The organism is Candidatus Edwardsbacteria bacterium (assembly GCA_018821925.1).
Lineage (GTDB): Bacteria > Edwardsbacteria > AC1 > AC1 > EtOH8 > UBA2226.
In genome coordinates this window covers 1-25,436 of sequence record JAHJLF010000057.1, presented here as the reverse complement: position 1 = coordinate 25,436, position 25,436 = coordinate 1, and the positions used below count along the sequence as shown (strand labels likewise).

Below are 25,436 nucleotides of genomic sequence, written 5' to 3'. Positions count from 1 at the left end.
GCTGAAGCAGACCGCCACCGGAACCTCGGCATAGTTCAGCCTGGTGTTCGAGGTATTGTAATGATCGTAGGTAATGCCGGTGGCCGGGTCGGTCTGGCGGAAAGCCTACACCACCTCGGCCCCCTTCTGGTTGAGCAGAAGCCCTGACCGGAAGGAGACCAGCCGGTTGATCCGATAATTTATATACCCGCCTCCGCCCAGTCCGACCTTTTCATTGATCGTAGCGTTGGTGTTCTGGTTCCAGACGAACTTGGCCCCGTTTAAATTTCCCCACAGGCCGAAGGACAGGGATTGGGCCGCTCCGGGCCAGGGGATGAATGCCAGTCCGGCGATCATGACAGCCAGACCAGATATGTAGAAACCTTTTGGGAAAACATCGATTTGAAATTTCTAGGCCCCGAATTTGCCCAGCTTCAGAGCATTGGCCAGCATCAGGGGCATGGCCTCCACCGCCGGGAAACAGCCCAAACTGCCGTAGGCGCAGTTCCGCTCGTTAAAACTGTCCAGGCCGTCCGGCCGGACATACGGGGAATGCAGCATGAAGGGGTTGGGATGCCAGCTGTGGCCCTTCATCCGGGCCGGGGTGGAATGGTCACTGGTTATCACCAGCACGTCCGGGTTCAGTTTGCTGACCATCGGCATGGCGTCGTCCAGCTCGGTGATCACCTGGACCTTGGCGTTGAAGTTGCCGTCCTCTCCGTAGGAATCGGTCTTCTTGATGTGGATGTAGAAGAAATCAAAATCGTTATAATAGAGCCTTAAGGTCTCGAACTCATCCTCGATGGTCTGGCCGGTGTCCAGCTCGGTCATGCCCACCAGCTTGGCCAGCCCCTTGTACATGGGATAGGTGGCGATGGCCGCGGCTTTAAGGCCGAACCTCTTGTTCATGGAGGGGATGTCGGGATGCTTGGCAAAGCCCCGCATCAAAAGGGTGTTGGCCGGGTGCTGGTCCTTCAGCAGCTGGTTGGCCTGGGCGATGAATTTGGTTGTCACGGCGGCCAGCTTGAGGTCCTCCTCGAAGAAGGCCTTGGGCTCTATGGCCGCTAAACCCTCCCGCTGGGGATCGGTGTCGTGCAGGTTGCCGGAGAGCCCATCGCCCCGAAACAGCACCACGAAGCGGTGCTCCTTGCCGTGCCGGATCATCACCTCCACACCGTCAATGGCCGGGATGGCCGCCTGCATTTTGGCGCACAGTTCCATGTTCTTCTCGGTGGGGATCCGGCCGGCCCGTCGGTCGGTTATCAGCCCGTTGGGATCCATGGTAGCAAAATTGGCCCGAGCCGCCACGTCCCGAGGAGTCATCTCCAGTCCGATGCCCAGGGCCTCCAGCACTCCCCGGCCGATCTGATATTTGATGGGGTCATACCCGAATAGCGACAGGTGGGCCGGTCCGCTGCCGGGGGTGATGCCGTAGGAAACGGGTATCGTCAGCCCGCAGACCGATTTGATGGCCAGGGCATCGATATGCGGCTTGGCGGCCGACTCCAGTTCGGTCTGGCCGTCTCTCTCCCGGGGAAGGCCGCCCAGGCCATCGGCCACGATCAGCACTATTTTCTTATCATTGCTGACCAGCAGTTCCTGCAATAATGAATCGTCCAGCATATATCGCTCCCTTGGCTAAGCTTGCTTTTCTTTTTTATTCGCCAGATATCGTTTCATCTCCTCTACCACACTGTAGGGCACTTTTACCGAGCCGCCTCCGTTGTTCATCAGGTTGTCGCTGTGGCAGTCGGAGCCGCCGCAGGCCAAAAGGTTCTTCTGTCGGACGATCTCCAGATAGTTCTTCACCTGGCTGTTGGAATGTTTGGAATGCCACACCTCCAGCCCGTCCAGGCCTTGGGAGGCGAACAGGTCTATCAGCCCGTCCCGATTCTCGATCCCGGGGTGGGCAAAAAAGGCCAGCCCACCCACCGAATGGACCAGGTCGAAGGACTCCTGAGGGGTCAGAAAATTCTTGGGCACATAGGCCGGGCATCCGTTGCCCAGGTACCTGGTGAAGGCCTCATCGGTGCCGCCCACGTAGCCCTCCTCGGCCAGGGCCCGGGCCACATGCGGCCGGCCTACCGAGCCCGAACCGGCGATCTCCAGCACCCTATCGATCTCCAGGCGCACCCCCAGCTCGGCCAGCTTCTCCACCATCCGGTGGGCCCGTTCGATCCGGGCATTCTTAAAATGCAGCACCCTCTCCCGGAAATGGCTCTGGGTGTAATCGATGAAGTATCCCAGGATGTGGATCTCGGCCCCCTCGATGTTGGTGGACAGCTCTATCCCGGGGATGACCTCGATCCCCACCTTGAAAGCCAAGCTGGAGATCGGCCCGATGGCGTCCCAGGCATCGTGGTCGGTGATGGCAATGGCCTTGAGCCCTTTTAGCGAAGCCTGCTTTACCAGTTCTTCCGGGGTGAAGATGCCGTCAGAGGCTGCCGTATGGATATGCAGGTCTACAAAATATTGATGGCTGATCATGGATCAAAATACCGGCTGTTTGTTCTTGCCGCCCGATTCTTCGGCCTCGCTCTTGAGGCCCAGGTCGCTGACCACCGTCTCGATCAGCGATTCGTCTATCTGCTGAATGCCGCTCATGGAGCCCTCCAGCAGAGCGTTATCGCAGATGGTGTTTATCAGGCGGGGCTTTCCGTCGGAGTAGAAATGGATGAACTCGTAGGCCGAATCGGTGAACAGTTCGTGCTGGCAGCCCACCACCGCCAGGCGGTACTGGATGTAGCCCCGGGTGGACTCCGAGGTCAGCGGCTCCAGCTTGTGCTTGACCGCTATCCGCTCCCTTAAAGGGGGATCCATGGCCAGGCACTGTTCCAGATCGGGCAGCCCGAACAGCAGAAAGGTTATCAGCATGCTGCCGGATACCTCCATGTTCAGCAGGCCCCGCATCTCCTCCATGATCTCCTTGTTCTTGAGCATGTTGGCTTCGTCGATGATGATCAATGCCTTGCGGCCCTCGTTATAGATCTTCATCAGCTGTTCGTAAAGCTGGCCCACCATCATAGCCTTGGTTTCGGCCGGCTTCTCCACCCCCAACTGCAGGGCGATCTTGGAGATCAGCCAGCCCGGGGTTACTTCGGAGTGAACGATAACCAGCAGGCCGGTCTCGAACTGCTCGTCCGGCAGGATCTCCAGCATTCGCCGGGAGATGGTGGTCTTTCCGGTGCCGATATCGCCCAAAACCACCGCCAGGCCTTTCATCATCTCGGCGGCATGGGACAGCTTGAGGATGGCCTTGGAATGCTGGGGGCTGTCGTAGTAGAATCGGTTGTCGGGCGCGTTGGAGAATGGTTGGTCGGTCATCCCATAAAATTTTAGGTAGTCCATTATATTAACTCCTTGAATAATAATCCGGTTAGACAATAAGTTTAACTGATAAACCATATATTTGCAAGCTTAAAATTAAGCATTTTTAAAGAAAAAGGGGCGGTTTTAAAACCGCCCTGATTTGTTGAAAAACACCCATATTTACGTCCTTTTTCATCAGGCAATGATAATCCGGCAAAAAGACCGGTGGCGGTTGATCAATATACCCTCTCTATCTCCACCCCTTTGTAATAATGTTTTAAAATGCTCTTATAGCTTTTGCCGGCCCGAGCCATCCCAATGGCCCCCCACTGGCACAGGCCCACCCCGTGGCCGAAACCTTTTCCGCTTATAATGATCTTTTCAATATTCCCCTCGAAATTGCGGATATTCTCAAGATCAAACCAGGTGCTGAGCAGGGGCTTGTCCTTCAGCCCGTTGCGCACCGCCGCTTTGGTCAGCACAGTATCTCCGGCGCTGGTCGCAACTGAAAGCGATGCTATTCTGCCGGACCTTCCTCTTCCTATGACCTTTACATCCTTTATGACCGACAGCTTCCCGGGGAAAAGCTTTCCCGCCAGCTCCTCCGCCATGATGGTATCGCTCCATGAATATCTCGGAGAGATGCTGCACCATTTATCCTCCACCGGTTCCAGATAGGGGAAATCTTCATCTTTGGCGTTCCAAACCTCGGAGGGCCGGGCGGTCCTGCCCCCGCAGGTGGAATGAAAATTGGGCGATATCACCCTGCCCCGGAAGGTCAGCACTTTCCCTTTGGTATCATTAACTGCCCGCTTGACGGTGGGCGAAGCCACGTTGTCCAGGTCAAAGCATTGATGCGAGGTTCCGGCCTCGATATCGTAATAGCTCTCCGGCTTGGCGCCGATCCTGGCAAAGGCGTAGCTGCGGGAGATTATGGCCTGGGCCATGGCCGCCTGGGGTGATTTGTCAGCCAGGCCGCCTATCTCGGAGGCCAGCACCCCCGGCAGATATTCCTCCAACGGCATCTCGGCAATCACCAGCAGGCCCTGGTCATTCTCCCGGCGGATCTCGACCGCGCCTTTTACCCGCTTCTGGTTGATGAAATATTCGTCGGCGGACCACAGTCGGATCCGCCCCTCGATGCCTTCGATGGCAGTGCCCCTGTTCGTTTCAGCCGTCAATCCCGAGCCCGAAGGAATAATGCTCCAGCTTTCGCCCGGCAGGATAATGCTGTTGTGGCTCTTATCCCATACCGATATATTGTATGACCCGTAGACCACTGCTTTGGGCTGGCGCCTCTGCAGGGCGATCCTTATCAGTACCTCGCCCTCCGGAGATTTGCGGCTCAGGTAGACCGGGGAACAGCTTAAAACTGCAATGCCGCATAAAAATGTTATGAGATATAATAAATTGCTTTTTTGCAAATTGCTAGTTATCCTTCATTCTCTTTTCGGCCTGAAGCATCACCTCCTGGGCCCTGCAGCGCTCGTTCACCAGCCGGCCGGCGGTATTCTGGTCAAGCGGATAGCTGATGGATTGCTGGGCGGCGCGGTAAGCGCTCTGGTATTTCCCATTCTCCAAAAAGCACTTGGCCAGCTTATAGGAGGCCACCACCTTGTTGTAATTGTTCAGGGCATTCTGGCGTTCCAGCAGGTTCATTAGTTTGCCATAAGCGGCCTCAGCCTCCGGCCATTTTTTCTGCCGCCACAATACCTCCGGCACCGCCCAGTGGAAGAAGGGATTGTTGGGATACTGCTTTTCCAGAGCCCCGCCCAGCTCCAGGGCTTTTTTATCCCTTCCGTAATCGGTGTATATCCACAGCAGGGCGTTCTGCCCCATCACCCGGGAGTAACGCCCCTTCTCGATGGCGGTGATTATCTCCGAGATTCCCTGGTCCCGGTCGTCTCCGATGAAGGGCAGCCACTTTATAAAACCGGTGGCCTTGGTCCGAAAATAGTGATAGGAGCCTATCCCGATGTAGGCGTCATACAGGGAGGGATCGGCCTCCCGGGCCTTTTTGAAATCGGACACCGCTTTCAGGCCGTTCCGGAAGGCCGCCAGGTATTTACCCTGCTTGGCATCCCAGGCCGCGATGTAGGAGAAACTCCCGCCCCTGACAAAATAAGCCCAGGCATCCTTGGGATCATCGTCGAGGGCCAGGTCGCAGAGCATTATGGCGCTGTCCACGGAATTCTTATAATACTTGTGCCAGAAATCGCTTTCATAGGCCGACATCCTGGTCTGGTACAGCCCGGCCTTAAAGAAATACCCGGCCGGGTTCTGCGGATTGTCGCGGATGAAAGAATCGAATATCACCAGGGCGCTGTCGTAATCCCCCTGATAGAGGATCTCCAGCCCCTGATCTATCCGTCCGTCGAATTTTTGGGAGATGCCGGCCCTCAGGTCAGCTGCCATCAATAACAGAGATGCCAGAAATGCGATGGATACGATCGTAATTTTGCTCACAGCAGGTGCCTTCCCAATAATAAGATTCCCGGATCGGATTTGATGACCGTCTTGGCCACATCTATCGGATTTATCTGGGCCGGATCTTTCCCGGCCAGGATATTGACCAGCAGTCTGGCGATCCGGTCCATCTCCTGATCGGACAGCTTCAAAAACACCTCCCGCACCAGATGATGGAATTTAAGGTCCTTCCACGGCCCGCTCCACCATTCCTTGGGGTATTTTTTCAGCAGTGCGAGGTCGTTGGTCTTAAGATATTCGGCGGTCAGCTTTCCGGCCAGCGTGCCCGAGGCCATGGCGATGGCGATGCCCGCACCCGACAGGGGATCGGTCAGCCGGGCGGCATCCCCGGCCAGCAGGACGTTGCCCTTGACCATCGGGTAATCGGAACCCAGGGCCGGCGTGCCGCCCACCATGGCTTCGATCACTTTGGCCCCGGGCAGATTTTTGACGATGAATTCATCCAGGTATTGCACCGGCTTTTTCTCTCCGGCCAATGAAGCCACTATTCCCAGTCCCACGTTGGCCAGGCCGTTGCCCTTGGGAAATATCCACAGATAGCCTCCTGGGGCGATGTTCCGGCCCACCCAGAAGCGGACCATATCCTGAGAACCGCCCACGTTGGACATCAGGTATTGGGCACAGCTGTGAAATTGTTCCGGCTCCAGCCGGGTATCCATCCCGGCCCAAGCGCCGATCAGGGATTCCACTCCGTCAGCCCCGATAACCGCCCGGCATTTTATTTGTTTAGTTTCATTACCTGATCTTAATGTTATTTCCTCAACATTCTCGCCGTTCATTTTGATTGCCACCGCCTCGGTGTTGACCATCACCTCGACCCCGGCGGCTCCGGCCAGCCCGGCCAGGTGGCGGTCGAAGATCTTGCGCTCCAGCACCACCCCCACCTCGGCCCAGGGCACCGCCACTTCGGTCTCGTCCGGGGAATAAAGAATGGCCCCGTTGATGGGCGCCGCCACCCACTTGGGGTCGGGCTTCATGAACAGCCCCAGGCTCCTGAGGCTGGTGGCCTCGGCGCAGCACAGCGGAATGCCGATCTCCCGGTGCTTTTCCACCATCAGGACGGAATGCCCGGCTTGGGCTATCTCTTTGGCAGCCATGGACCCGGCCGGCCCGCCGCCGACCACTATTACGTCGTAAGAATCTGATTTGAACATAGTATCATTATGTTAGCACAGGTGGCTTTGGTATTTCAATAGAGAATATAAAGGCGAGTGATAATAATAGATGTCTCAACCAAACTGCTCCAAAACCATTGACTTTAAAGGTCTACTTAAGGTAATATTCAGTTATGAAAAAACCTTTCCTTACAATATCATCCCTGCTAGTCCTCTGTCTTTCATCCCAGGCCCAGCAGTGGATAAGCTACACCAATTTCAAAAATGTTTCCCAGATGGCCTTCCAGCCGGGAGGCAATATCATCTGGGGAGCCACACCGGGCGGGATATTCTCCTTCTCATCCAGCGATACGGTCTTGATCAAACACTACACCAACGTGGACGGCCTGCCGTATATCGAGGCGTCTTCGGTAACTTTGGATGCCCGTCACAACAAGTGGATCGGCACCCTGGGCGGAGGGCTGACCAGATTGGATTCGGCCGGCAATGCCTGGACAGTGTTCTCCCGGAACGACGGCCTGGCCTCGGACACTGTCCTGTGCGTAGTGGCCAGCGGTCAAAGCATTTTTGCCGGCGGATACGGCTCGCTTTCCTATTATGACGGATACAACTGGTTCTCCCTGCTGGCCCAACAGGGATATAAATTAGGCAATCAGACCCAGGCCCTGGCGGTCCGAAACGATTCGCTGTGGATCGCCACCGACCAGGGTTTATGCATTGTAAAAGTTTCACCCTTGAATTCCATCCGTGATACCAGCAACTGGAAAACTTTCGCCAGCTATGATGGCTTGTCATCGGATATCAGATGCATCCTGCTGACAGATACACTATCCCTGATCGGCACTGCCAACGGTGCGGCCCGGCTGGTTGGCGGAACCTGGCAGAGAATCCCGGGGTTGGGCGACCAAGTTAGAAGCATCGCCCAGATCGGGGATTCCCTGTTCTTTGCCACCAATAACGGGATAAAACTTTGGTATCAGAGCGTCCTGAGCGATATAAGTACCGGACTTTTAAGCAATAATGTGCTTTCATTGTCTATCGATGGGGATCAACGGTTGTGGGCCGGCAGTGCCACCGGCCTCTGCCGTTATGAGGGCGGAAGCTGGAAGGGTTTTGCCTTTGACTGTATGAGAGATAACAATATCAAATATCTGGCGGTGGGCAGCGATGGCGTGATCTGGATCGCCCATCCCCAGATGGGCATAAGTTATAACCGGGACGACATATGGAATTATCTGGACCAGGCCAACACCGGCTGGCCAATAAACCAACCTTCTTTCATCGGAGTAACCACCGATAATAGCCTGTGGGTGGGTACCTGGGGACAGGGCCTTTTCGTAAAAAGACCAGATGACCTTTGGCTTGCTTATTCTTCCCCCAATCCCTTGCCAACCCCATACATTGGCCAGATACTGCCGGTCCCGGGCGGGGTATATTTGATAAATTACGACCTGCCTGACGGAATAGACGCTATCAGTTTTTTCTCGCAACAGGATTCCTCCTGGCGTTCTTTTAATGCCCCTACCAACAAGTTCTACCCCATCAGCATTCTCTTGGACAAAAAGCAGAACCTGTGGATCGGCTCCTATTATAACGGTCTTTATAGAAGAACCCCGGAGGGCGTATGGAGTAACTGGTCTCCAACCAGTGGTCTGGCCAGCAACTACGTGGCCGCCCTATGTCTTGATTCCAGGGGAAACATCTGGATAGGAACCGACAACGGACTGTTTTACTATGACGGAAAAATTTTCCTGCATTACCGGGCCGATAATTCGCCGATCCTCTCCAATAATGTGATCTCGCTTTCTCGTGACAGGTCCGACAACCTCTGGATCGGGACCGATAACGGACTGAATTGCCTGACCTGGGACGGCCAGTGGAAAAATTATTCCCAAGACAACAGCTATGACAATTTCTCGAAACTCATCAGCAATAGCATCATTAAGGTGCTGGCAGTGCCGGGAAGCAGCACCGGGGACGACATATACATCGCCACCGCCAAGGGCTTGAGCCTTTTCAAGTATAATGATGTTGTCCTCCGGGCAGCCCAGCAATCTTATATCGCCCCCAATCCGTTCAACTTGGCAAAAGACAGTTACATCTATTTCAGCAACCTGCCGACCGAGGCCCGGATCGATATCTATACCCTGGACGGCCGTCCCTGCGGCACTTTTTACGGCCCGCCGGCCCCGGCCCATACCCTGACAATCCGGCCGGACATAGGATTCTCCCGTCGCCCCGCCTCCGGCATCTATCTCTGCCGCATACAATCATCCGGACAAAAACCTGTAATCTGCAAATTGGTGATAGTAAGATGAAGTTTCTGACAATCATCGGGGCCCGGCCCCAATTCATCAAGGCCGCCCCGCTTTCCCGGGCCCTCAGGAAAAAGCACCGGGAGATCCTGGTGCACACCGGTCAGCATTACGATTACGGCATGTCCCAGCAGTTTTTTAAAGAGCTGCACATCCCCCGGCCGGATTTTAATCTGGCGGTCGGCTCCGGGCTGCACGGAGCCCAGACCGCCGCTATGCTGAGTAAGCTGGAGCCGGTGGTCATCAGGCAAAAACCCGATGCCATCATAATCTTCGGCGACACCAATTCCACCCTGGCCGGGGCGCTGATCGCTGCCAAGCTGCACATCCCCCTGGCCCATATCGAGGCCGGCATGCGCAGCTTCAACCGCATGATGCCGGAGGAGGTCAACCGGGTGGTGGCCGACCACCTGTCAAATATGCATTTCTGCTCCACCAAAACTGCGGTGGATAATTTGAAAAAAGAGGGGATAAACAGCGGGCTCTACATGGTGGGCGACATCATGTACGATGCCATGAAAGATATTCTCCCAACCAAAGACCAGGCTGCAAAAATACTCAAGAAGCTGTTTTTAGTACCCGGAAATTACTTGTTTGTGACCATCCATCGGGCGGAGAATACCGACAATCCTGATAATCTATCCGCCATAATAGAGGCCCTGATCTCATCCGGGAAAAAGGCGGTCTTCCCGGTCCATCCCCGAACCGAGAAGAAGCTGAAAGAATTATCGCTTTGGAATAAATTGAAAAGATCGGAGAACATTCTTTTGATCCCGCCCCGGGGATATCGGGAGTCGCTGGCCCTGCAGTCAGCCGCCTATGCGGTGATCACCGATTCCGGCGGCATCCAGAAGGAGGCCTACCTGCTTAAGACTCCCTGTTTGACAGTGCGCCACGAGACCGAGTGGGTGGAGACGGTTAAAACCGGATGGAATCAACTGGTGGGGCCGGATAAAAAACGCATTCTAAAAACCCTGGCGGGTTTGAAGCCGCCGTCCGCCCATCCCAATCTTTACGGCCAGGGCCACACCACCCGGCTGATAGTGGGACATCTGGAAAGGCGTTTGGGTAAATGAAACGCCTGCTGGTTTTGAGTTATTACTTCCCGCCCATGGGTATGAGCGGTGTACAGCGGACCCTCAAGTTCGTCAAATATCTGCCGCAGTTCGGATGGCAGCCGGTGGTGCTGACCATCAAACCCCGCGGCAGCTATGGCTACGACCCGGCGTTGCTGGAGGAGATCCCCGACACCGAGATCGTACGCACCTTCTCTTTTGACCCGCTTTATCTATCACCATCAAAACATAGGCCTTCAGCTGTTGCCCGGCGCGGTATGATATCGGGCTTGAACAGATTCTTTATTCCCGACAATAAACTGGGCTGGATCCCCTTCGCAGTAAACCGGGGATTGTCCATTGCAAAAGAGCAGAGCATTGACGCCATCTATTCCACCGCCCCGCCCTTCTCCTCGCATCTGGCCGCCCTGGCCCTGAAACGAAAACTGAACAAACCACTGGTCTGCGACTTCCGCGATGCCTGGACCCAAAACCCCCAGGCGGCATACGCCAGCCCCCTGCACAAAAAGCTCGACTGTTTTTTGGAAAAAAAGGTGCTTAAAAATGCTGACAGGGTCGTGGCCATAAATCAGGAGATCGTTGATTCCTTTGGGAGTATGCATCCAGAGATAAGTTCCGATAAATTCAAGGTTTTGCCCCAGGGGTTCGACCCGGCCGATTTCGAAAGCGTTGCCCCGATAAAACAATCCAAATTCACCATCGTCTATACCGGAACTTTCGTGGAGAAGCGCTCCCCCCAACCTTTGTTGAACGCCCTGAAGATCATCCGCGACTTGCATCCCGAGATTTTCAGCAATATTCAGGTTATCTTCGCCGGCACCTTTCGCCAGCAAGATAAAGATATGGTTCGCTTGGCCGGAATGGAACAGATCGTGGAGTTTAAGGGTTATGTTCCGCATAAAGAGAGCATCGCTCTCCTCAAAAGCGCTGATCTTCTCTGGTTGGTAATACATCCCTCCGAGGGGAACACCGTGGCCACCGGAAAACTTTATGAATACCTGGGGGCCCAAAAACCCATCCTGGCCAGTACTCCCGAAGGCGGGGCTGCCGCGGGGTTGATCAACCGGACAAAAACAGGCAAGGTGTTTTCTTTGTCTGACAGCATATCAGCCAAAGGTTATATCGTGGAACTTTATAATAACAAAGAGATGGGGCCGGGTTTGATTTCTGCTGGCAGCGTCTACACGGCTTCATATGACCGCAGAATTATTGCCAATCACCTTTCGGATGAACTCGACAGATTGGTTGCTAAATGAATAATATTCTTTTCTGGGAATAATGACCAAAACACCGAAAATCTCCATCATCATAGTCACCTGGAACAGCGGTAACGAGATCCTCACCTGCCTGGATTCGGTCTATGCCCAAAACTATGTTTCTTGCGAAGTGATCGTCATCGACAATGCTTCTGAGGATAACACTGTTGATCTAATAAATAATTATGGGAGAAACATTCTCCTTATCTCCAATACCCGCAACCTGGGTTTCGCCCAGGCCACTAATCAGGGGCTGGACAGGGCCGCCGGGAATTATATTCTCCTATTAAATCCCGATACCATTCTCCAGCCAGATTCCTTAAAAATATTGGAATCCTTCATGGACTCCAATCCTACGGTTGGAGCATTGGGCCCCCAATTGCTGAACGCCGACGATACCATCCAGCCCTCCTGTCGGGAGTTTCCCCGGCCGGTTCATTTTATCTGGGAATTCACCGGCCTGGCCAGACTTTTTCCCGGCCATCCAGTTTTCGGCTCCTGGCGAATGGGATATTTTGACCACCAAAGCCAGCGGGAGGTGGACCAGCCGATGGGAGCCTGTTTGTTGGTTCGCAAAGCGACCGTCGATCAGATCGGGCCGATGGACAGCAAAAGATTCCCCATGTTTCTCAATGAGGTGGATTGGTGCTTCAGGCTCAAGCGAGCCGGATGGAAAATATTTTTCCTTCCCCAGTCCAGGCTGACCCACCTGCAGGGGGTCAGCATAAAAAAGGCCCGGCTGGCCATGACCGTTTCCTCCCACCGCAGCCTGGCCGCTTTCTTCGACAAGCACTACCCTGGCAGATTATCAACTTGCCTGGTAAAATCACTGCTGTTGACCACTCTGCCCTTCAGATTGTTGTTTCAGGCATTATCTAAATCCGAAAAACGTAGGTCTAAATAAAATGGGTTTTAATCTTCGTCGCATTTTATCGGACTCCCCTGTATGGAGGCCCCTGGCTTACCGGATGGTTTCAGCGGGACGGCTCGTCCGGAATCCTTTGTACCGGCACCTCTATTCCCGGCGGATAAAAGGGATACAGGAAGAAAGACTGCTCTATCCCCGGACGGTTGCCATAGAAGGCACCAGCGCCTGCAATTCGGCCTGCATCATGTGCGGCCACAAGAATATGAAACGGGCCCAGGGGGTTATGTCGTTGGAGCTGTATAAGAGGGTTTTGGAGCAGCTGCAGGATTGGCCCATCGAGAATCTTCTGCTATCCGGCTTCGGGGAACCACTGCTGGATCCCCATTTGGAAGAACGCATATCCCTGGCAAAATCAAAAGGCTTTGGGAATATCGGCCTGGTCAGTAATGCCTCCTTGCTCTCCCCGGAAAAAGCCGCCCGGCTGATCTCGGCCGGGCTGGACCAGATGCATATCAGCCTTGATGGAGCTTCTCCGGAAACTTACCATAGACTGCGCCCCGGGCTCGATTATAGTAAAGTGGTGGAAAATATCGACCATATCTTGTCGCTTTCACCCCGGCCCAAGATCTATATCCAGGTGGTTACCCTTAGCGATAATGAAAAAGAGATAACAGAACTTCGGCGTTTATGGGAACACAAAGCTGATCGCCTTATTTTCCGGCAGGCCCAGGACTGGGCCGGCCAGGTGCCCCTCCCAGACAGGGAACACAGCCCGCACCTTATGGAGCAGAACTTTTGGCCGCCCTGCCGTTACCTCTGGGACCAACTGAACATCTACTGGGACGGCACAGTGCCGGTCTGCTGCCTGGATTACGAAGCCCGGCAAATGATAGGAAATGTCGAAACAGACAATTTGGCCGGGATCTGGCAGGGAGCTGTTTTGGGCGACCTGCGGCAAAAACATAATGCCGGCCAAAGGGATCAGATATCCCTCTGCCGGCACTGCCGTTATTTTTCGGTCTGGTGGTGAGGCTATCCTCGGAACCTCCCCTTGTTGGTGCCCCGCATCTCCCGGTCCACGTCCCGTTTCTTGATGTCCTCCCGCCGGTCATACTGTTTCTTGCCTTTGGCCAGAGCCAGATCGATCTTCACCTTTCCCTTTTTAAAATACAGCGACAACGGGATCAGAGACAGGTTCTTCTCTTTTTGCTGGGCGGTCAATTTCCGGATCTGCTCCCGGTGGAGCAGCAGCTTTCTGGGGCGGGTGGCCTCCAGATTGTAGCGGTTGCCGTGATCATAGGGTGAAACATGCATATTGAACAGAAACAGCTCCCGGCCCTTAACCATAGCAAAACTATCCTTGAGGTTGGCCTGTCCCTGGCGGATGGACTTGACCTCGGTGCCCCGCAGAACGATCCCGGTTTCCAGCCGGTCGATTATCTCGTAATCATACCGGGCCTTTTTATTTAATATGCTTTCAATCATTATATAATCTTGACAGTGGCGCGTATTTTATATTATAATAACACTTTATGGTTAGGCCGTGGTGGCGGAACTGTAGACGCGCTAGGCTCAGAACTTAGTGTTCGCAAGGACATGGGGGTTCGACTCCCCCCCTCGGCACCATTTTACCGGCATTTTTAAGCCGCAAACTTAGGTTTGCGGCTTTTTCTATGCTGGCGGCGGTTCCTCTTCGGCCAGGGCTTCTCCGGCCATATATTCATCTATCAGCACCCTGGCTTTTTCATATTGGTGCTCCAAAACCATCACCCGGCCCCAGCGGGGAAACAGCATCATGGCCACCCCGTCATACATGGGGATCTGCTCCGATTTAATGACGGCCCGAATGCCGCTGTCATTCAAAAAGGACGACAGGGCCAGAGCTGACATCTGGTCCGGAGCATCGCAAACCGCCACCAGGTCCGAATTGACCTCCTCCTGATTGTCGGCCTCAGGCGGCAGGGTTTCCGCCAGGTCGGATCCGCAATCAGAACAGCTCTTGAACCCTTGGCGGTATTCAGTCCGGCAATTGGGGCAGAAAGGCGTCATGGCATTATATACCTTGCAATTATTTATCGGCTAATTTGACCCGGTTCTTTCCCGATTCCTTGACCTGGTACATGGCCTGGTCGGCCTTGGAGAACAGCTCGTCGGCGCTTCCGGCCTGTTCCGGGTAGTTGGCAATGCCGATGCTGGCCGTTATCCGGCACGACAGTTTGTGATCGGTCAGAAACGGCTCGGCCTCGATCTTTTTTCTGATGCTCTCGGCCAGCTCCATGGCCTGCCGGGAGTTCTTATCGGGCAGAATGATCACGTACTCGTCGCCGCCGTAGCGCGAGGCCATATCCGGCGGGTTGACCTCCCCGGCTATCCTGTCGGCCACCTCCTTCAGGGCGTGCCCGCCCATCAGATGGCCGTAAGTATCGTCCACCTCCTTCAAGTGATCCAGGTCGATGAATATCAGGGACAGCGGCTTTTCTTTTTTGACCGCCTCGTCCAAGGCCTTCTTCAGGAACATGTCGCAGTGCCGGGAATTGAACAGTCCGGTCAGGTCGTCGGTGATGGCCAGCCTCCGGGCCTTCTCGTACAGCCGGGCGTTCTCTATGGCTATGGCGGCATGATCGGTCAGGGTTTGCAGCAGATCCAGATCCTTCTGGTCAAAAGAAGCGTCGCCCAGCTTATTTATTATCTCCACCACTCCGATCAGCCGGCCCCGCGACACCAGGGGAGTGGCGATGATGGATCTGGTGCGGAACCCTGTCTTCTGGTCCAGCCCCTTGAAGAAACGCTGATCCTGGGCGGTATCCGGCACGATCACCGGCCGTTGGTTCTGAGCCACCCAGCCGGCCACCCCCTGTCCCATGCCCAGCCTCATCTCCTTCACCTGCTGCCCCTTCTCCCCGGTGGCCACCTCGAACACCAGCTCGTTGGTCTTCTCATCCAGCATCAAAATGGACCAGGCCTCGGCCTTGATAAGCTCTTTGACCTTGCCCATCACAATATCCAGCACCTCTTTGAGATTGAGGGTGGAGTTGAGCGTTTTGGCTATGGTATTGAAGGTGGACAGTTCCCGGATCCGCTGTTTGAGGTCCCCCAGCAGCTGGCGATTCTCGTTCTGGAGGCGCCGCCTTTCCAGGCCCCGTTCCACCGCCAGCAGCAGTTCCTCGTGCCCGAACGGTTTGTTGATATAGTCGTATAGCCCGCTCCGGAGTTGCTCTCTGTCGTCCTTGTCAACCTTCTTGGATATCGAAAGCACCACCGGGATATCGGGGTTGGCCTGTCTTAAATGCTTAAGCAGATGGAGGTTCTTCCGGCTGGCCAGCTCGGCATCCATCAGGATCAGGTCGATGTTGCGGCCCCGGATGATGTTCACCACTTCCTTTTCGTCGGAGGCCAGCACCGACTGGTGGTGATGGCCGCTCAGGACATGAATCAGGGTCAGGGCAAAGAGCCGGTCCTGGTCAACGATCAGTATCTCCGCCATGGTTACTTACCCCCCTTCTCCTGGGGTTGAATTTCGTATACGAATTTTATCTCGGTCTTGGTCTGGGGATCCATGAACCTGCCGTCATCCTGCATGGCTGCCTCCTTGTCCCCGGCCTCCATCCGCAGGCTGGCCTCCTTTGATGTATTCGACAGCCCCACGATCTGATAGCCGGTTCTTTTTACCGAATAGTTCCTTCCCGGGATGTAATAACTGCCGTCATCGGTAACAGAATCGCATATTTTGAGGCTCTCCCTGAGCTTGCTTTCCCAGTCGTCACTCCCGGTGGTCTTGGTCTTCCATAATTGCTCTTGGTATAAAGAGGTGAACCTCTCGGTGTTGAGCATCATATTGGCAAAAGAAACGTGATCCAGCAGGATCACCGAGCGGCTGGGGTCCTTGCCAGTGGCATACAGACTGGCATTATTGACCGCCGCCCCGCACAGATCGGTATCGCCGAACGAATTGAGCGACAGGTTGATCTCTTTGCCGGAGGAGCCTGAGGATATCCCCACCCCTATCCGGAACAGCGATTTGAAAGCCGGCGGCAGGACCGCATAGTTTATCCCTTCGTAAAGGATCTCCCTTTCCTTGGCGTCCCGGAACCAGTCCCGGTAATTGCTGAAATTCTCCTTGATGAATTTCTCGGCCATATTAAGCATCTCTGCGGCGCAGTCCACCGCCTGTTTGGTGGACTCGGTGGCCGGCAGGATGTTCAACTCCGTTCCCGAGCTGATGGAATGCCTCAGTTTGAGACCCTTGCCGGTGAAGACCTCCTTGTAGCATTTTTCGTAAGTCTCATGGGCGTTGTCCCCGAACCAGGCCAATCCGCCGTCCCCGGTGTCCTTGACGATAAACCCGCCATGCTGCCTGATGACCTGGGCGATCATATAGCCCAGCTTGTTCTTGATCTCCCTTTCCTTGTCGGCATTCATCAGTTTGGAGCTCATGAAACTGGAGCCCCGGATGTCATAGACCATCACCGTGACCACCCGGGAGAAATGTTTGTATACCCTTTCCCGCACCTCGCTGTCGTTTTTCAGGGCGGCCGAGGACTGGGGCAGGACCGCCCCCTGGGCCACAAAAGAATAGCACCGATTATACCTTTTAAGCCTTTCCGAAAGATAGAAGACCTCGTCGCATAATTCCTGTTGTCTCAAAACAGGAGGATCTTTCACCATCAAAGGCGGCCACAGCTTGACCAGCGAGGCCAGCCGGCGGTAATTCATGATCGGCTCGGCCACCTCTTTAAGGAACTTACGGTAGTTCTCTATCAGCAGCTCCACATGGAAGGCCCGGTTCCCTCCCTGGTCCTCAATCAATCCGGATATGGCCCTTCCGTCGGCCTGGGCCTGCTCCATTTCGAACAGAACGGCCGCCGCATGAGAATCGTTGGGATTGCGCCTGGCCGCCTCCCGATCCAGGGTTTTTACCTTGGTGTTGGATTGCTCCAGCCCCTGACGGATCATCTCCACCAGGATTTTGGCCAGGTTCTTGGTAAGCCCCTCCCAGTCGTGTTTTATTGATTTGTCAAGATTGTTGAAAAATCCCAAATGCTTCAGGAGATCGGTGTAGATCTCGGTAGACTGAGAGGTAAGCATTGAGGTCAGGTCCTTCAGGGGCATCCGTTGCAGTGATTGGCATTTTTCGATGGATGTCTGGAGGGTTTTTTCCTTGCGTTCCAGGTCCTGTAGGTACCACAATTGGCCGGTAAGATTTCTCTGGAACTGCATCAGCGAATCGGTGACCTTGGCCGAAAGGTTAAGCAGGTTCTCGGAATAGAGCTTGGCATCCACCACCTTGGACATGTCGCTGTTGTTCAGCATCACCAGTTCCTGGGTCTGCTTTTTGACCCGGCTGGTGTATTTCTGAAGGTCGACTAGCTCCTGGTTGAGCTTGACCTCCAGTTCGGAGGCTCTTTTAATAATGACCTTCTGGATCTCCCGGGCGGCTACCTCGGTGATCTGGGACAGGCTGCCGGAGATCATATTTGTTATCTCTTCGGGTTTGGCAAAGTTGCTGCTGCCTAGCTTCTCCCAAAGCGCCTCTTCATTGGCTTTCAATTGCTCTGTGTACAGCAGGTGGAATAGCTCCGAGACCATCCACTGGGAAAGATTAAGCTCCCTGAGCAGCGGGGCAAAATTTCTGGCCTGGGGATTTTCTAAGTCGAAGGTTACGTTCCATCCGTGATCCAGCAGTTTTTCAAAAAGCTCGGTGTCGATGGAGTGCTTCTGCAGCACCGTATCCCTGATTGGGCGAAGCAGGGCGGTCAGCTCCAGATTGAATCTCCGCATCACCTGCGACTCCTTGCTTTTGACCGCCTCCGGCTGCTGTTCCCACCATAATATCGAAGCCTCGGACATCAGCTGGCGGTAGGCCAGCTCGAATATCAGGGCCAGCTCCGGCCGGGCCGAAGTGAAGTTGAGGTAGATCTCCTCCACCGTACCGTAGTAGATGTTCCTCCCGAAATCGCGCCACCGGTCCCAGGCCCTTTCGTTGGGCTGCCCGTCGGCATCGTAAAGGCAGCATTCCAACAGCATCTGGGCCGCCTGCCCGTGAAACTCCCTAGTGCCCTGGGGAAGCTCCACATAGACCAGCCCCGGGTTCTTGGCCTCCCCGAACACCGAAAGGATCTCGCCGCTCAGCCTTCGCTCCTTGAGGAACTGGGATACCAGGCTTATCTTCTCCCGGGCCTGTTCCGGCTGCCCCAGCGTTTCATCGGTCCTGGAGATGTAGCGGCTGCTGGTCTTGATGATCTTCTCAAATTCCGATATTTTGAAGTTCCCGTTATCCATCAGATGATCTTCTCCCAGCCGGCCAATATCTGTTTAATGTCCGAGGTTAATCTCATCACCACCGCCTCCATATATTTCTTGGCCCGGACGGTATTGAATACCGGATAGCCCTTCCCCGGCTGGTTCAATATCATGCTCCGGTAGAAAGGATGCATGCTGATGCCTTGGAAACGATGCCCGGCCTCCTCCCGGCGGTAGTCTGATTTTGAGACCAACGAGGGGTCTATGGCCATCAGGGCCGCCAGCTCGTCCGCCCCGGCATGGCCGGAGCCGTCGAAATATTTGGCCGACGCCTCTTCGGCCGCCATCCACCAGTTGATCACCAGGCACCCGGCCTTCTTCTCCTTCCACAGTCCGGCCCCCAGATCGTCCAGACTGTCGATGTTTCCGCCATGGCCGTTGAGCACGATGATCTTTTTGAAACCGGCGTCGGCCAGGCTGAAAGCCACCTCCCTGACATAGGCCTTGAGGGTCTGGGGGCTGACGGTCAGCGACCCCGGGAAGCCGATCAGGGAATTGGTAACGCCGTAGTTGATGGCCGGGGCCACCATGGCGTTAAGCGACCGGGAAAGCCGCTCGGCCAAGTAGCCGGGGATTATGGCATCGGTGCCCAAGGCCCCGGGCCCGTGGGCCTCGATGGTCCCCACCGGCAGCAGAACGATGTCGGTCTTTTCGGGCACCATCTTTTTGAACTGCTTCCAGTTCAGTTTTTCCAATCGGTATTCCATGGCTGGTTCCTTGATATCATATAATAAATATTAATCATCAGTCTAATTTTTAATTATGTCAGAAACCAAGCCCTTTTGCAACATTTTTTTAAACAAATGACCCTTTATTTCTCCGGCGGATAAACGGGCTGGCCAGCAGCATCCCGGTAAAGAAACCCCCGATATGGGCGAACCAGGCGATCCCTCCGGACTGCTCGCCCGGCAGGGGCAGGCTGATCAGCCCGAACAACAGTTGCAGCACTATCCAGAACCCCAACACCAGCACGGCCGGGACCTTAATTATTCGGATGAATATTCCGATGGGGATCACCGTCAGCACCCTGGCCCTGGGATACAGTAGCAGATAGGCCCCCAGCACCCCGGCTACCGCCCCGGAGGCCCCCACGGTGGGGATGATCGAATGGGGATTGAACAATATATGCCCCCAGGCAGCGGCTATGCCGCACAGCAGATAAAAGAGCAGATACCGGAAGTGCCCCAAAGCATCCTCCACGTTGTCGCCGAAGATGAAAAGGTACAGCATATTGCCGATGATATGCTCCCAGCCGCCGTGGATAAACATGGATGAAAAGATGTTTCCCCAGCCTCCGAACCCCTGGTTCATCAGGTTGGCCGGGATCATCCCGAAGCGCTGGATGAATTGCGAAACCTCGTGACCCAAGCCGACCTCATAGAAAAACACCAGGCCGTTCAAAGCGATCAGGATGGTGTTGACCACCGGAAAACGGGATGATGGTATGTCATCCTTTAGGGGTATCATCGGTTGCCTTTCATGTTCAGCTTAAGCCGGAGCGCCGCCGCCAGTACCATTCCCCGGCCAGCAGAAGGGCCATGATCAGCAGAAACAGCCAGGGGGCCTGGGTCTTTTCTCCCGCCGCCGGTTGCGGTTTGACCTGATCCAGCCAGTCATTATTGCCGGCCAAAGAATCTATATCCCAATATCTGCCCTGGGTAACCCGGGATATCTCCCTTAACAACTCCCGGTTCTGGAAACGCTCCTTTTCCTGATAAGTGAAGGGCTCCACCCAGAACCTGCCGGAAAGTTCGGTTAGTTTTTTGCCGTCAGATGAAAGGAGCGATTCATAACTGTACTCGCCCGGCGGCATGGTCCCGGCATCGAATATATAGCGCCCCGATCCCCAATGTGACATTCTCCGTTTTTGCCGAACACCATTTCTCCCTCTGATCTCAACTGACCACTCCAGGCCCTGGGCCCGGCTGTTTTCCGCCGGCATGGTTCCCTGGAAAATGATCTTTTCGTTGGGATAATAAAAGCTTCGATCGGTGGATAGGGTTATGTTCTGATCCTCCATCCCGGCCAGCCAGTGAAAGCTCCCGGTGATCAACGCGGAATAGATCAGGCTGTCTCCCAGTATCCCCTGGGCGGTCATTTTCCATGGCCACAGTGATGATGCCGTTATCTGCATTACGCGTCCCCGGCCGAAATAGCGACGGCCCAAAAAGGGGATGTTCTCTTTCTTATTTTCAATACTTCCCAATAGTACCGCATCGGTAGCTAACTGTTTGACTTTCCCCCTTATGTTCAATGGAGGATATTTTACAATCCGTTTAGCGATCTGTTCGGTCATGGACTGATCGAACATGGCGGAAGTCAAGAAATATTTCGTCAGCGAAATCGTTCCTTCGGTGCTTCCGCTATTGGACGAAGGCATTATAGGTGCAATAGCATACAGTTGGCGGCTGCGAAACGCCCAGAGCCAATCCAGACCCATTATCAAAAGTCCGCACCCTCCATTCTGCACCCGGGCGGCGATATCGCCCTCCAAGCCGCTGTCCAATATGTTTCCTTTGATGTCCTGCAGAATGATCACATCGGCGGTTTTTATTTTATCACCCAGATACTGCTGGTTTTGCTCTTGGTTGCCAATGCCTGCCCAGCTGTTATTTTTCCAAAGATAGGGATCTATTTCGATATTTTTGGCATTGGCCGCCGCCTGAAGCATGAACCGCAGGTCCCATCCCGGATTGCCTGACAAGTAGAGAACAGTAATCCGGTCTTTTTTTACGTTTATTACCACATTTTTTCGGTCGATGGTATCGCCCCCGGACAGCATATTCACCGTATAACGACTTAGTCCCAAAGCAGAAGTAGTCGCCTCCAGAGTGATTGTTTTTTTACCGGAAGAGTATTCCGCCTGTTGCAGGGTTCTTCCCCGGTTATCGATTAAGACTATCTTTCCCTTGTCCTTGACATTGTCCAGCTGCAGCTCTATTGAAGCTTTTTGCCCCGGTGAGATCTCCTCTGGTGAATTTATCCGGGAGATCGAGGGATATTGATTATCAGCCTCCGGGCCGATGCCAATGGTGTATATCGGAACATCCCCGCCGGAGAACTCGACCGGCGGGTTTCCTGCCGCGTTATGATTGCCGTCCGAGAAAAGCACCACCGCTTTCGGCTTTAAGGAAACAGCCGCGTTGATCATCTTTATCAAATCGGTATTGTCGGAATGCTCAACCGGCGTGCCAGGCTCGGCCTCACTCAAGCCGTTCTTGTCATAAATATATATTTTTATACTCTGTTGGGAGGGTATTTTTCCCAGAAGGTCCATCGCCCTGTCAAAACGACTGGTCGGCCCGCCGTCACGTTGGGCCATGCTTCTGCTGGCATCCACTACCAGGGCTATGTTGTTTTCTTGCTTGGTAAAAATATTCAGGCCAAGCGGAACTCCCCAAAGCACCAAGGCAAATAAAATGATTGCCACAGACCGTAGTCCGGCAAATGCCACCCATTGCTTAAAGCCGATCCGATTCTTTTCGCTTATCAGCGACCAAAAGGACAGGGCCGTTATGAGGATTATCAGGATTAATTTCATGAAAGGATTATACTTATTATGCGCCGATGATGTCAATAAAAGAAAACGCCGGGAAAGGTAAAAGCCGTTCTGTGCTATCGACAGAACGGCTTGAAATGAATCTAACTTGGTGGGAAATTATTTAGACCTGGGCCGGGGCCGGGGCCGGAGTATCTTTGCCCGGAGTATCCTTGCCCCAGGCCAAAATGGCGATTATCACGATATTGGCGATCGGTATCAGCAACAGCAGGCTCCACCAGCCGGGCTTGCCCAACCTCTCGGCGATCTTCCACCAGATGTAGATCATGGCCACCATCATCACAATTGCACCCAGTACTGGAATGATGGCCAGCAGTATTGATAATGTCCACCACCAGGGCAATTTGGCTATCTGAGTCATCAGATACACATTGCCGATGGGAATGAAGCCCAGCCAGCCGTTGGGAGTGTTGGTCTTTTTGGCAATAGCCATCAAGGCAAAGGCTGAGAACAGGTAGGCGGCCAGTCCCACGAACATCCAGACCACGCCCATCGCCGCCAGCAACCCGGTGCCGATTTGATCTTCCATCTTCATACCTCCAGTTATGTTTTGGGAATATTTACCTTTGAACTATACTACGATGCATTATAAAAAGCAAGCAGAAAAATCATTTTCTTGCATGGTGCGGCAGGTCAAAGGGGATATCCAGGGACAATTCCACAAATCCCCGGTATTCACCATCCTTGAACCAGGGGCTTTGGTGGATCAGTTTTTTCACCCCGTTCTTCTCGATGGTGTAGATATTGGTGCTTTGTTCATTCATCATCGTCTTTAGCTTGGCCCTGGCCGGTTCGGGATGGCAGTCCAAAAGGTTCTGACCTATCAGGTCCCTTCCGCCGTATTTGGCAAAAGTGCCAACGGCCTTATCGTTCATGTAAAGGATGATGCCATCCCGGTCGCAGACCGTTACCGCCCCGCAGAATTGTTTAAAATAATCGAAATTATTCATTATTTCAGTATGAATAGATTAATTTTAGATAGTGATCCTGATCTTCTTTGATTCTTTTGAAATTTGGAATAAACGCATATTCCATTTTAATATTTTCATTTATTTTATAAGTTGTGCCAAAGACATAGCTCGAATATTGATCGTAAACTGTTGTATACAGTTTTGGCACAAAATCTTTTCCGGCATTTAATCCGCCCCTGATAGTGATAAATGGTGTGATCTCGGTTTCTACGCCACAGCACCACCAACCATGCAAATTTGTATTGCTGTAGGCGGTATTGTAATGTGAAATAAAATAAGGTTTATATTGATATATATTTAGATCCAAATTTATCCCGGCCGAAGCTATGGTATTAATGGGCTTTATCCTGATTTGAATGCTGGGTTGAAGACCAAAGTCATGCTCCCTCCGCTCGTAACCACTTTGATATTCATCATGTCGTTCATAAGCATAACTGGAAGCTAAGGCGGTAAGAAAACAATCCTTCCATTTATGGAACCAGTTAAAGGATAAATTATCAGAATTATACGCTGTTAAGGTTGTTTCACTGTCCCGGCATTGTCTGTTAAAGTATCTTCTATTATAGACCACCGAATAATTATTCGATTTGCTGCCGAAATATGCACCGATTATAACCTGGCTTTTTAATTTATTACCATAGCTGTTTCCTGCATTTAGATTATTATCATATCCAACGCCAATATTAAAATTTTTCAGTTTCTGTGCAAGCCTTAAATTGATAATCCCATAATTATTAGGGACATCCGGGCAGTTAATATCTAACCCGGCCATGATGCCAATATATGGGCCTTTCACTGTAACCGGCATTAACAGACCCAGGGTGGGATTATATGTTTCATAATTATAGTTTGTATCAGTATATATTGTTGTATCCATAAAAGTATGTGCTGTGCCATATGTCCCTTTGTCAAATCTTGCGCCAATACCGGCGATAACATAGCTTCGCTCAATGTTGGGCAATAAGGCCGGATTATAGAATGCTTCAAATTCAACGTCCTGAACGACATTGTTCCATCCCCCCATCCCTGCAATGCGAACATCGGTGGCCAGTAGTGATGAAGTATTTAGAACCAATAATAACACACCGGTAATTTTATTCATAATGTTCTGAACGTCTATTGTTTTTACATAAATAGCCGCCCTCATAAAGAGGGCGGCTATTATCTTTTATTCCTCGGTTACTTCTTCAACAATTCCGTTATCGGTTCCGTTCTCCTCGTCATCCTTGGCTGCCAGACGGGCCACATCCACCACCTTGTCCTTGCCGTCCAGATTGATCAGGCGCACCCCCTGGGTGGCCCGGCCCATCACCCTGACGTTTTTAAGAGTCAGTCTTATTACCTGGCCCTCGGTCGAGATGATCATCAGCTCGTCGCTGTCCACCACCTCCTTGACCGCCACCAGTTCGCCGGTCTTGTCGGTGAGCTTCATGCTGATGACCCCCTTGCCGCCCCGCCGGGTCACCCGGTAATCGGCGATATCGCTGCGTTTGCCGTAGCCCCGGTCGCAGATGGTCAGTAGGCTGCCCTCCCGCTTGACCACCACCATCCCGATCACGTAATCCTTCTTCTCCAGAGTGATGCCCCTGACCCCGCCGGCGGTCCGGCCCATGGAGCGAACGTCCGACTCATGGAAGCGGCAGGCCTGCCCCTGGCGGGTGACCAGGATGACGTCCTCGGTCCCGTCGGTCAGCTTGGCCTCTATCAGATAATCCTTGTCGTCCACCGAGGCGGCGATGATGCCGGCCTTGCGGGGATTGGAAAATACCGACAGGGCGGTCTTTTTGATTACCCCGCTGCTGGTGGCCATCACCACGAAATGCTGGTCGTCGAATTCCTTGACCGCGATATAAGCGGCGATCTTCTCGTCGGCCTTTAATTCCAGAATGTTGCTGATCTGCCGGCCCTTGGTGGCCCGGCCTCCCTCGGGAACCTCGTATACCTTCAGCCAGTAACAACGGCCCTTGTCGGTGAAGAACAGGATGTAATGGTGGGTGGAGGCGATGAACATCCCCTCCACGAAATCCTCGTCCTTGGTCTTCATGCCGGTCACCCCCTTGCCGCCCCGGCCCTGCCGCTTGTAGGCCGTCGCCGAAAGGCGTTTGATATACCCGGCATGGCTGATGGTAATAACCATCTCCTCATCGACTATCAGGTCCTCGATGGAGAATTTCTCCTCGGCGGCGGTGTAGATCTCGGTG

The 25,436-nt window shown here is 53.6% G+C and carries 23 protein-coding genes and 1 tRNA gene; 6 read left to right on the top strand and 18 right to left on the bottom strand.

All coding sequences use genetic code 11. From position 1 onward, the window contains the following. Positions 1-105 precede the first annotated feature (105 nt). The 7 genes from KJ869_06830 to KJ869_06800 form a co-directional block, all read right to left on the bottom strand. Positions 106-336, bottom strand: a complete 231-nt coding sequence (locus tag KJ869_06830) for a hypothetical protein (protein MBU1576906.1) — start codon at positions 334-336, stop codon at positions 106-108. A gap of 54 nt (positions 337-390) precedes the next feature. Next, complete coding sequence (locus tag KJ869_06825) at positions 391-1,602, bottom strand: 2,3-bisphosphoglycerate-independent phosphoglycerate mutase (protein ID MBU1576905.1); 1,212 nt, start codon at positions 1,600-1,602, stop codon at positions 391-393. A gap of 15 nt (positions 1,603-1,617) precedes the next feature. After that, entirely contained in the window at positions 1,618-2,466 is an 849-nt protein-coding gene (locus KJ869_06820) for a PHP domain-containing protein (protein MBU1576904.1), read from the bottom strand. A gap of 3 nt (positions 2,467-2,469) precedes the next feature. Beyond that, the gene (locus KJ869_06815; protein MBU1576903.1) at positions 2,470-3,327 is read right to left on the bottom strand and encodes an AAA family ATPase; all 858 of its coding nucleotides are present in this window, start codon (positions 3,325-3,327) and stop codon (positions 2,470-2,472) included. Between the two features lie 197 nt (positions 3,328-3,524). Next, positions 3,525-4,712: a SpoIID/LytB domain-containing protein gene (locus KJ869_06810; protein ID MBU1576902.1), complete on the bottom strand. Its 1,188-nt coding sequence runs from the start codon at positions 4,710-4,712 to the stop codon at positions 3,525-3,527. A 4-nt stretch (positions 4,713-4,716) separates the two neighbouring features. Next, positions 4,717-5,754 carry a hypothetical protein gene (locus tag KJ869_06805; protein MBU1576901.1) on the bottom strand — a complete coding sequence of 346 codons (1,038 nt, stop codon included), beginning with the start codon at positions 5,752-5,754 and terminating at the stop codon, positions 4,717-4,719. Then, positions 5,751-6,929, bottom strand: coding sequence for an NAD(P)/FAD-dependent oxidoreductase (locus KJ869_06800; protein MBU1576900.1), 1,179 nt, complete (start codon positions 6,927-6,929; stop codon positions 5,751-5,753). Before KJ869_06800 ends, KJ869_06805 begins: the two co-directional genes overlap by 4 nt. A gap of 134 nt (positions 6,930-7,063) precedes the next feature. Here KJ869_06800 and KJ869_06795 point away from each other — a divergent pair, with 134 nt between their 5' ends. The 5 genes from KJ869_06795 (at position 7,064) to KJ869_06775 (ending at position 13,435) form a co-directional block, all read left to right on the top strand. Further along, positions 7,064-9,208 (top strand): hypothetical protein, encoded by a 2,145-nt coding sequence (locus tag KJ869_06795; protein MBU1576899.1) that lies wholly within the window; start codon positions 7,064-7,066, stop codon positions 9,206-9,208. Then, a complete protein-coding gene (gene wecB, locus KJ869_06790) occupies positions 9,205-10,281 on the top strand; it encodes a UDP-N-acetylglucosamine 2-epimerase (non-hydrolyzing) (GenBank protein ID MBU1576898.1) in 1,077 nt (358 codons plus the stop codon). The genes KJ869_06795 and wecB overlap by 4 nt, the downstream gene beginning before the upstream one ends. Next, positions 10,278-11,537 (top strand): glycosyltransferase family 4 protein, encoded by a 1,260-nt coding sequence (locus KJ869_06785; protein ID MBU1576897.1) that lies wholly within the window; start codon positions 10,278-10,280, stop codon positions 11,535-11,537. The genes wecB and KJ869_06785 overlap by 4 nt, the downstream gene beginning before the upstream one ends. Positions 11,538-11,559: 22 nt before the next feature. Next, positions 11,560-12,441: a glycosyltransferase family 2 protein gene (locus tag KJ869_06780; GenBank protein ID MBU1576896.1), complete on the top strand. Its 882-nt coding sequence runs from the start codon at positions 11,560-11,562 to the stop codon at positions 12,439-12,441. A gap of 97 nt (positions 12,442-12,538) precedes the next feature. After that, positions 12,539-13,435, top strand: a complete 897-nt coding sequence (locus tag KJ869_06775) for a radical SAM protein (GenBank protein MBU1576895.1) — start codon at positions 12,539-12,541, stop codon at positions 13,433-13,435. Positions 13,436-13,437: 2 nt separating this feature from the next. Here the strand turns inward: KJ869_06775 and smpB are convergent, their stop codons facing one another. After that, positions 13,438-13,890, bottom strand: coding sequence for an SsrA-binding protein SmpB (smpB, locus tag KJ869_06770; GenBank protein ID MBU1576894.1), 453 nt, complete (start codon positions 13,888-13,890; stop codon positions 13,438-13,440). A 55-nt stretch (positions 13,891-13,945) separates the two neighbouring features. On the opposite strand from smpB, the gene KJ869_06765 reads away from it, so the two are divergent. Beyond that, positions 13,946-14,031 (top strand) — tRNA-Leu (locus KJ869_06765). A gap of 45 nt (positions 14,032-14,076) precedes the next feature. On the opposite strand, the gene KJ869_06760 is transcribed toward KJ869_06765, so the two are convergent. The 10 genes from KJ869_06760 to KJ869_06715 form a co-directional block, all read right to left on the bottom strand. Continuing rightward, a complete protein-coding gene (locus KJ869_06760) occupies positions 14,077-14,454 on the bottom strand; it encodes a DUF2007 domain-containing protein (GenBank protein MBU1576893.1) in 378 nt (125 codons plus the stop codon). A gap of 19 nt (positions 14,455-14,473) precedes the next feature. Continuing rightward, positions 14,474-15,889 carry a diguanylate cyclase gene (locus KJ869_06755; GenBank protein MBU1576892.1) on the bottom strand — a complete coding sequence of 472 codons (1,416 nt, stop codon included), beginning with the start codon at positions 15,887-15,889 and terminating at the stop codon, positions 14,474-14,476. Positions 15,890-15,891: 2 nt separating this feature from the next. Then, positions 15,892-18,684, bottom strand: a complete 2,793-nt coding sequence (locus KJ869_06750; GenBank protein ID MBU1576891.1) for a hypothetical protein — start codon at positions 18,682-18,684, stop codon at positions 15,892-15,894. Continuing rightward, on the bottom strand, positions 18,684-19,412 hold the full coding sequence (locus KJ869_06745; GenBank protein ID MBU1576890.1) for a creatininase family protein: 729 nt from the start codon (positions 19,410-19,412) through the stop codon (positions 18,684-18,686). Before KJ869_06745 ends, KJ869_06750 begins: the two co-directional genes overlap by 1 nt. Positions 19,413-19,500: 88 nt before the next feature. After that, on the bottom strand, positions 19,501-20,172 hold the full coding sequence (locus tag KJ869_06740) for a rhomboid family intramembrane serine protease (GenBank protein MBU1576889.1): 672 nt from the start codon (positions 20,170-20,172) through the stop codon (positions 19,501-19,503). Between the two features lie 16 nt (positions 20,173-20,188). After that, positions 20,189-22,246, bottom strand: coding sequence for a VWA domain-containing protein (locus KJ869_06735; GenBank protein ID MBU1576888.1), 2,058 nt, complete (start codon positions 22,244-22,246; stop codon positions 20,189-20,191). 121 nt (positions 22,247-22,367) lie between these two features. Then, entirely contained in the window at positions 22,368-22,793 is a 426-nt protein-coding gene (locus KJ869_06730) for a hypothetical protein (protein ID MBU1576887.1), read from the bottom strand. A 79-nt stretch (positions 22,794-22,872) separates the two neighbouring features. After that, complete coding sequence (locus KJ869_06725) at positions 22,873-23,214, bottom strand: PAS domain-containing protein (GenBank protein MBU1576886.1); 342 nt, start codon at positions 23,212-23,214, stop codon at positions 22,873-22,875. Between the two features lie 4 nt (positions 23,215-23,218). Then, positions 23,219-24,337, bottom strand: a complete 1,119-nt coding sequence (locus KJ869_06720; GenBank protein MBU1576885.1) for a hypothetical protein — start codon at positions 24,335-24,337, stop codon at positions 23,219-23,221. Between the two features lie 66 nt (positions 24,338-24,403). Then, positions 24,404-25,436: DNA gyrase subunit A (locus tag KJ869_06715; GenBank protein MBU1576884.1), on the bottom strand; the 1,033-nt coding region annotated here is incomplete at its 5' end.

Bases quoted from the DNA above. Each gene is read 5' to 3' on its own strand.
- KJ869_06825 (MBU1576905.1), bottom strand. From the start codon at position 1,602: ATGCTGGACGATTCATTATTGCAGGAACTGCTGGTCAGCAATGATAAG.
- KJ869_06750 (MBU1576891.1), bottom strand. From the start codon at position 18,684: ATGGATAACGGGAACTTCAAAATATCGGAATTTGAGAAGATCATCAAG.
- KJ869_06795 (MBU1576899.1), top strand. From the start codon at position 7,064: ATGAAAAAACCTTTCCTTACAATATCATCCCTGCTAGTCCTCTGTCTT.
- KJ869_06735 (MBU1576888.1), bottom strand. From the start codon at position 22,246: ATGAAATTAATCCTGATAATCCTCATAACGGCCCTGTCCTTTTGGTCG.
- KJ869_06815 (MBU1576903.1), bottom strand. From the start codon at position 3,327: ATGGACTACCTAAAATTTTATGGGATGACCGACCAACCATTCTCCAAC.
- KJ869_06740 (MBU1576889.1), bottom strand. From the start codon at position 20,172: ATGATACCCCTAAAGGATGACATACCATCATCCCGTTTTCCGGTGGTC.
- KJ869_06720 (MBU1576885.1), bottom strand. From the start codon at position 24,337: ATGAATAAAATTACCGGTGTGTTATTATTGGTTCTAAATACTTCATCA.
- KJ869_06785 (MBU1576897.1), top strand. From the start codon at position 10,278: ATGAAACGCCTGCTGGTTTTGAGTTATTACTTCCCGCCCATGGGTATG.
- KJ869_06800 (MBU1576900.1), bottom strand. From the start codon at position 6,929: ATGTTCAAATCAGATTCTTACGACGTAATAGTGGTCGGCGGCGGGCCG.
- smpB (MBU1576894.1), bottom strand. From the start codon at position 13,890: ATGATTGAAAGCATATTAAATAAAAAGGCCCGGTATGATTACGAGATA.
- KJ869_06780 (MBU1576896.1), top strand. From the start codon at position 11,560: ATGACCAAAACACCGAAAATCTCCATCATCATAGTCACCTGGAACAGC.
- wecB (MBU1576898.1), top strand. From the start codon at position 9,205: ATGAAGTTTCTGACAATCATCGGGGCCCGGCCCCAATTCATCAAGGCC.
- KJ869_06760 (MBU1576893.1), bottom strand. From the start codon at position 14,454: ATGACGCCTTTCTGCCCCAATTGCCGGACTGAATACCGCCAAGGGTTC.
- KJ869_06755 (MBU1576892.1), bottom strand. From the start codon at position 15,889: ATGGCGGAGATACTGATCGTTGACCAGGACCGGCTCTTTGCCCTGACC.
- KJ869_06730 (MBU1576887.1), bottom strand. From the start codon at position 22,793: ATGGAAGATCAAATCGGCACCGGGTTGCTGGCGGCGATGGGCGTGGTC.
- KJ869_06725 (MBU1576886.1), bottom strand. From the start codon at position 23,214: ATGAATAATTTCGATTATTTTAAACAATTCTGCGGGGCGGTAACGGTC.
- KJ869_06830 (MBU1576906.1), bottom strand. From the start codon at position 336: ATGATCGCCGGACTGGCATTCATCCCCTGGCCCGGAGCGGCCCAATCC.
- KJ869_06745 (MBU1576890.1), bottom strand. From the start codon at position 19,412: ATGGAATACCGATTGGAAAAACTGAACTGGAAGCAGTTCAAAAAGATG.
- KJ869_06820 (MBU1576904.1), bottom strand. From the start codon at position 2,466: ATGATCAGCCATCAATATTTTGTAGACCTGCATATCCATACGGCAGCC.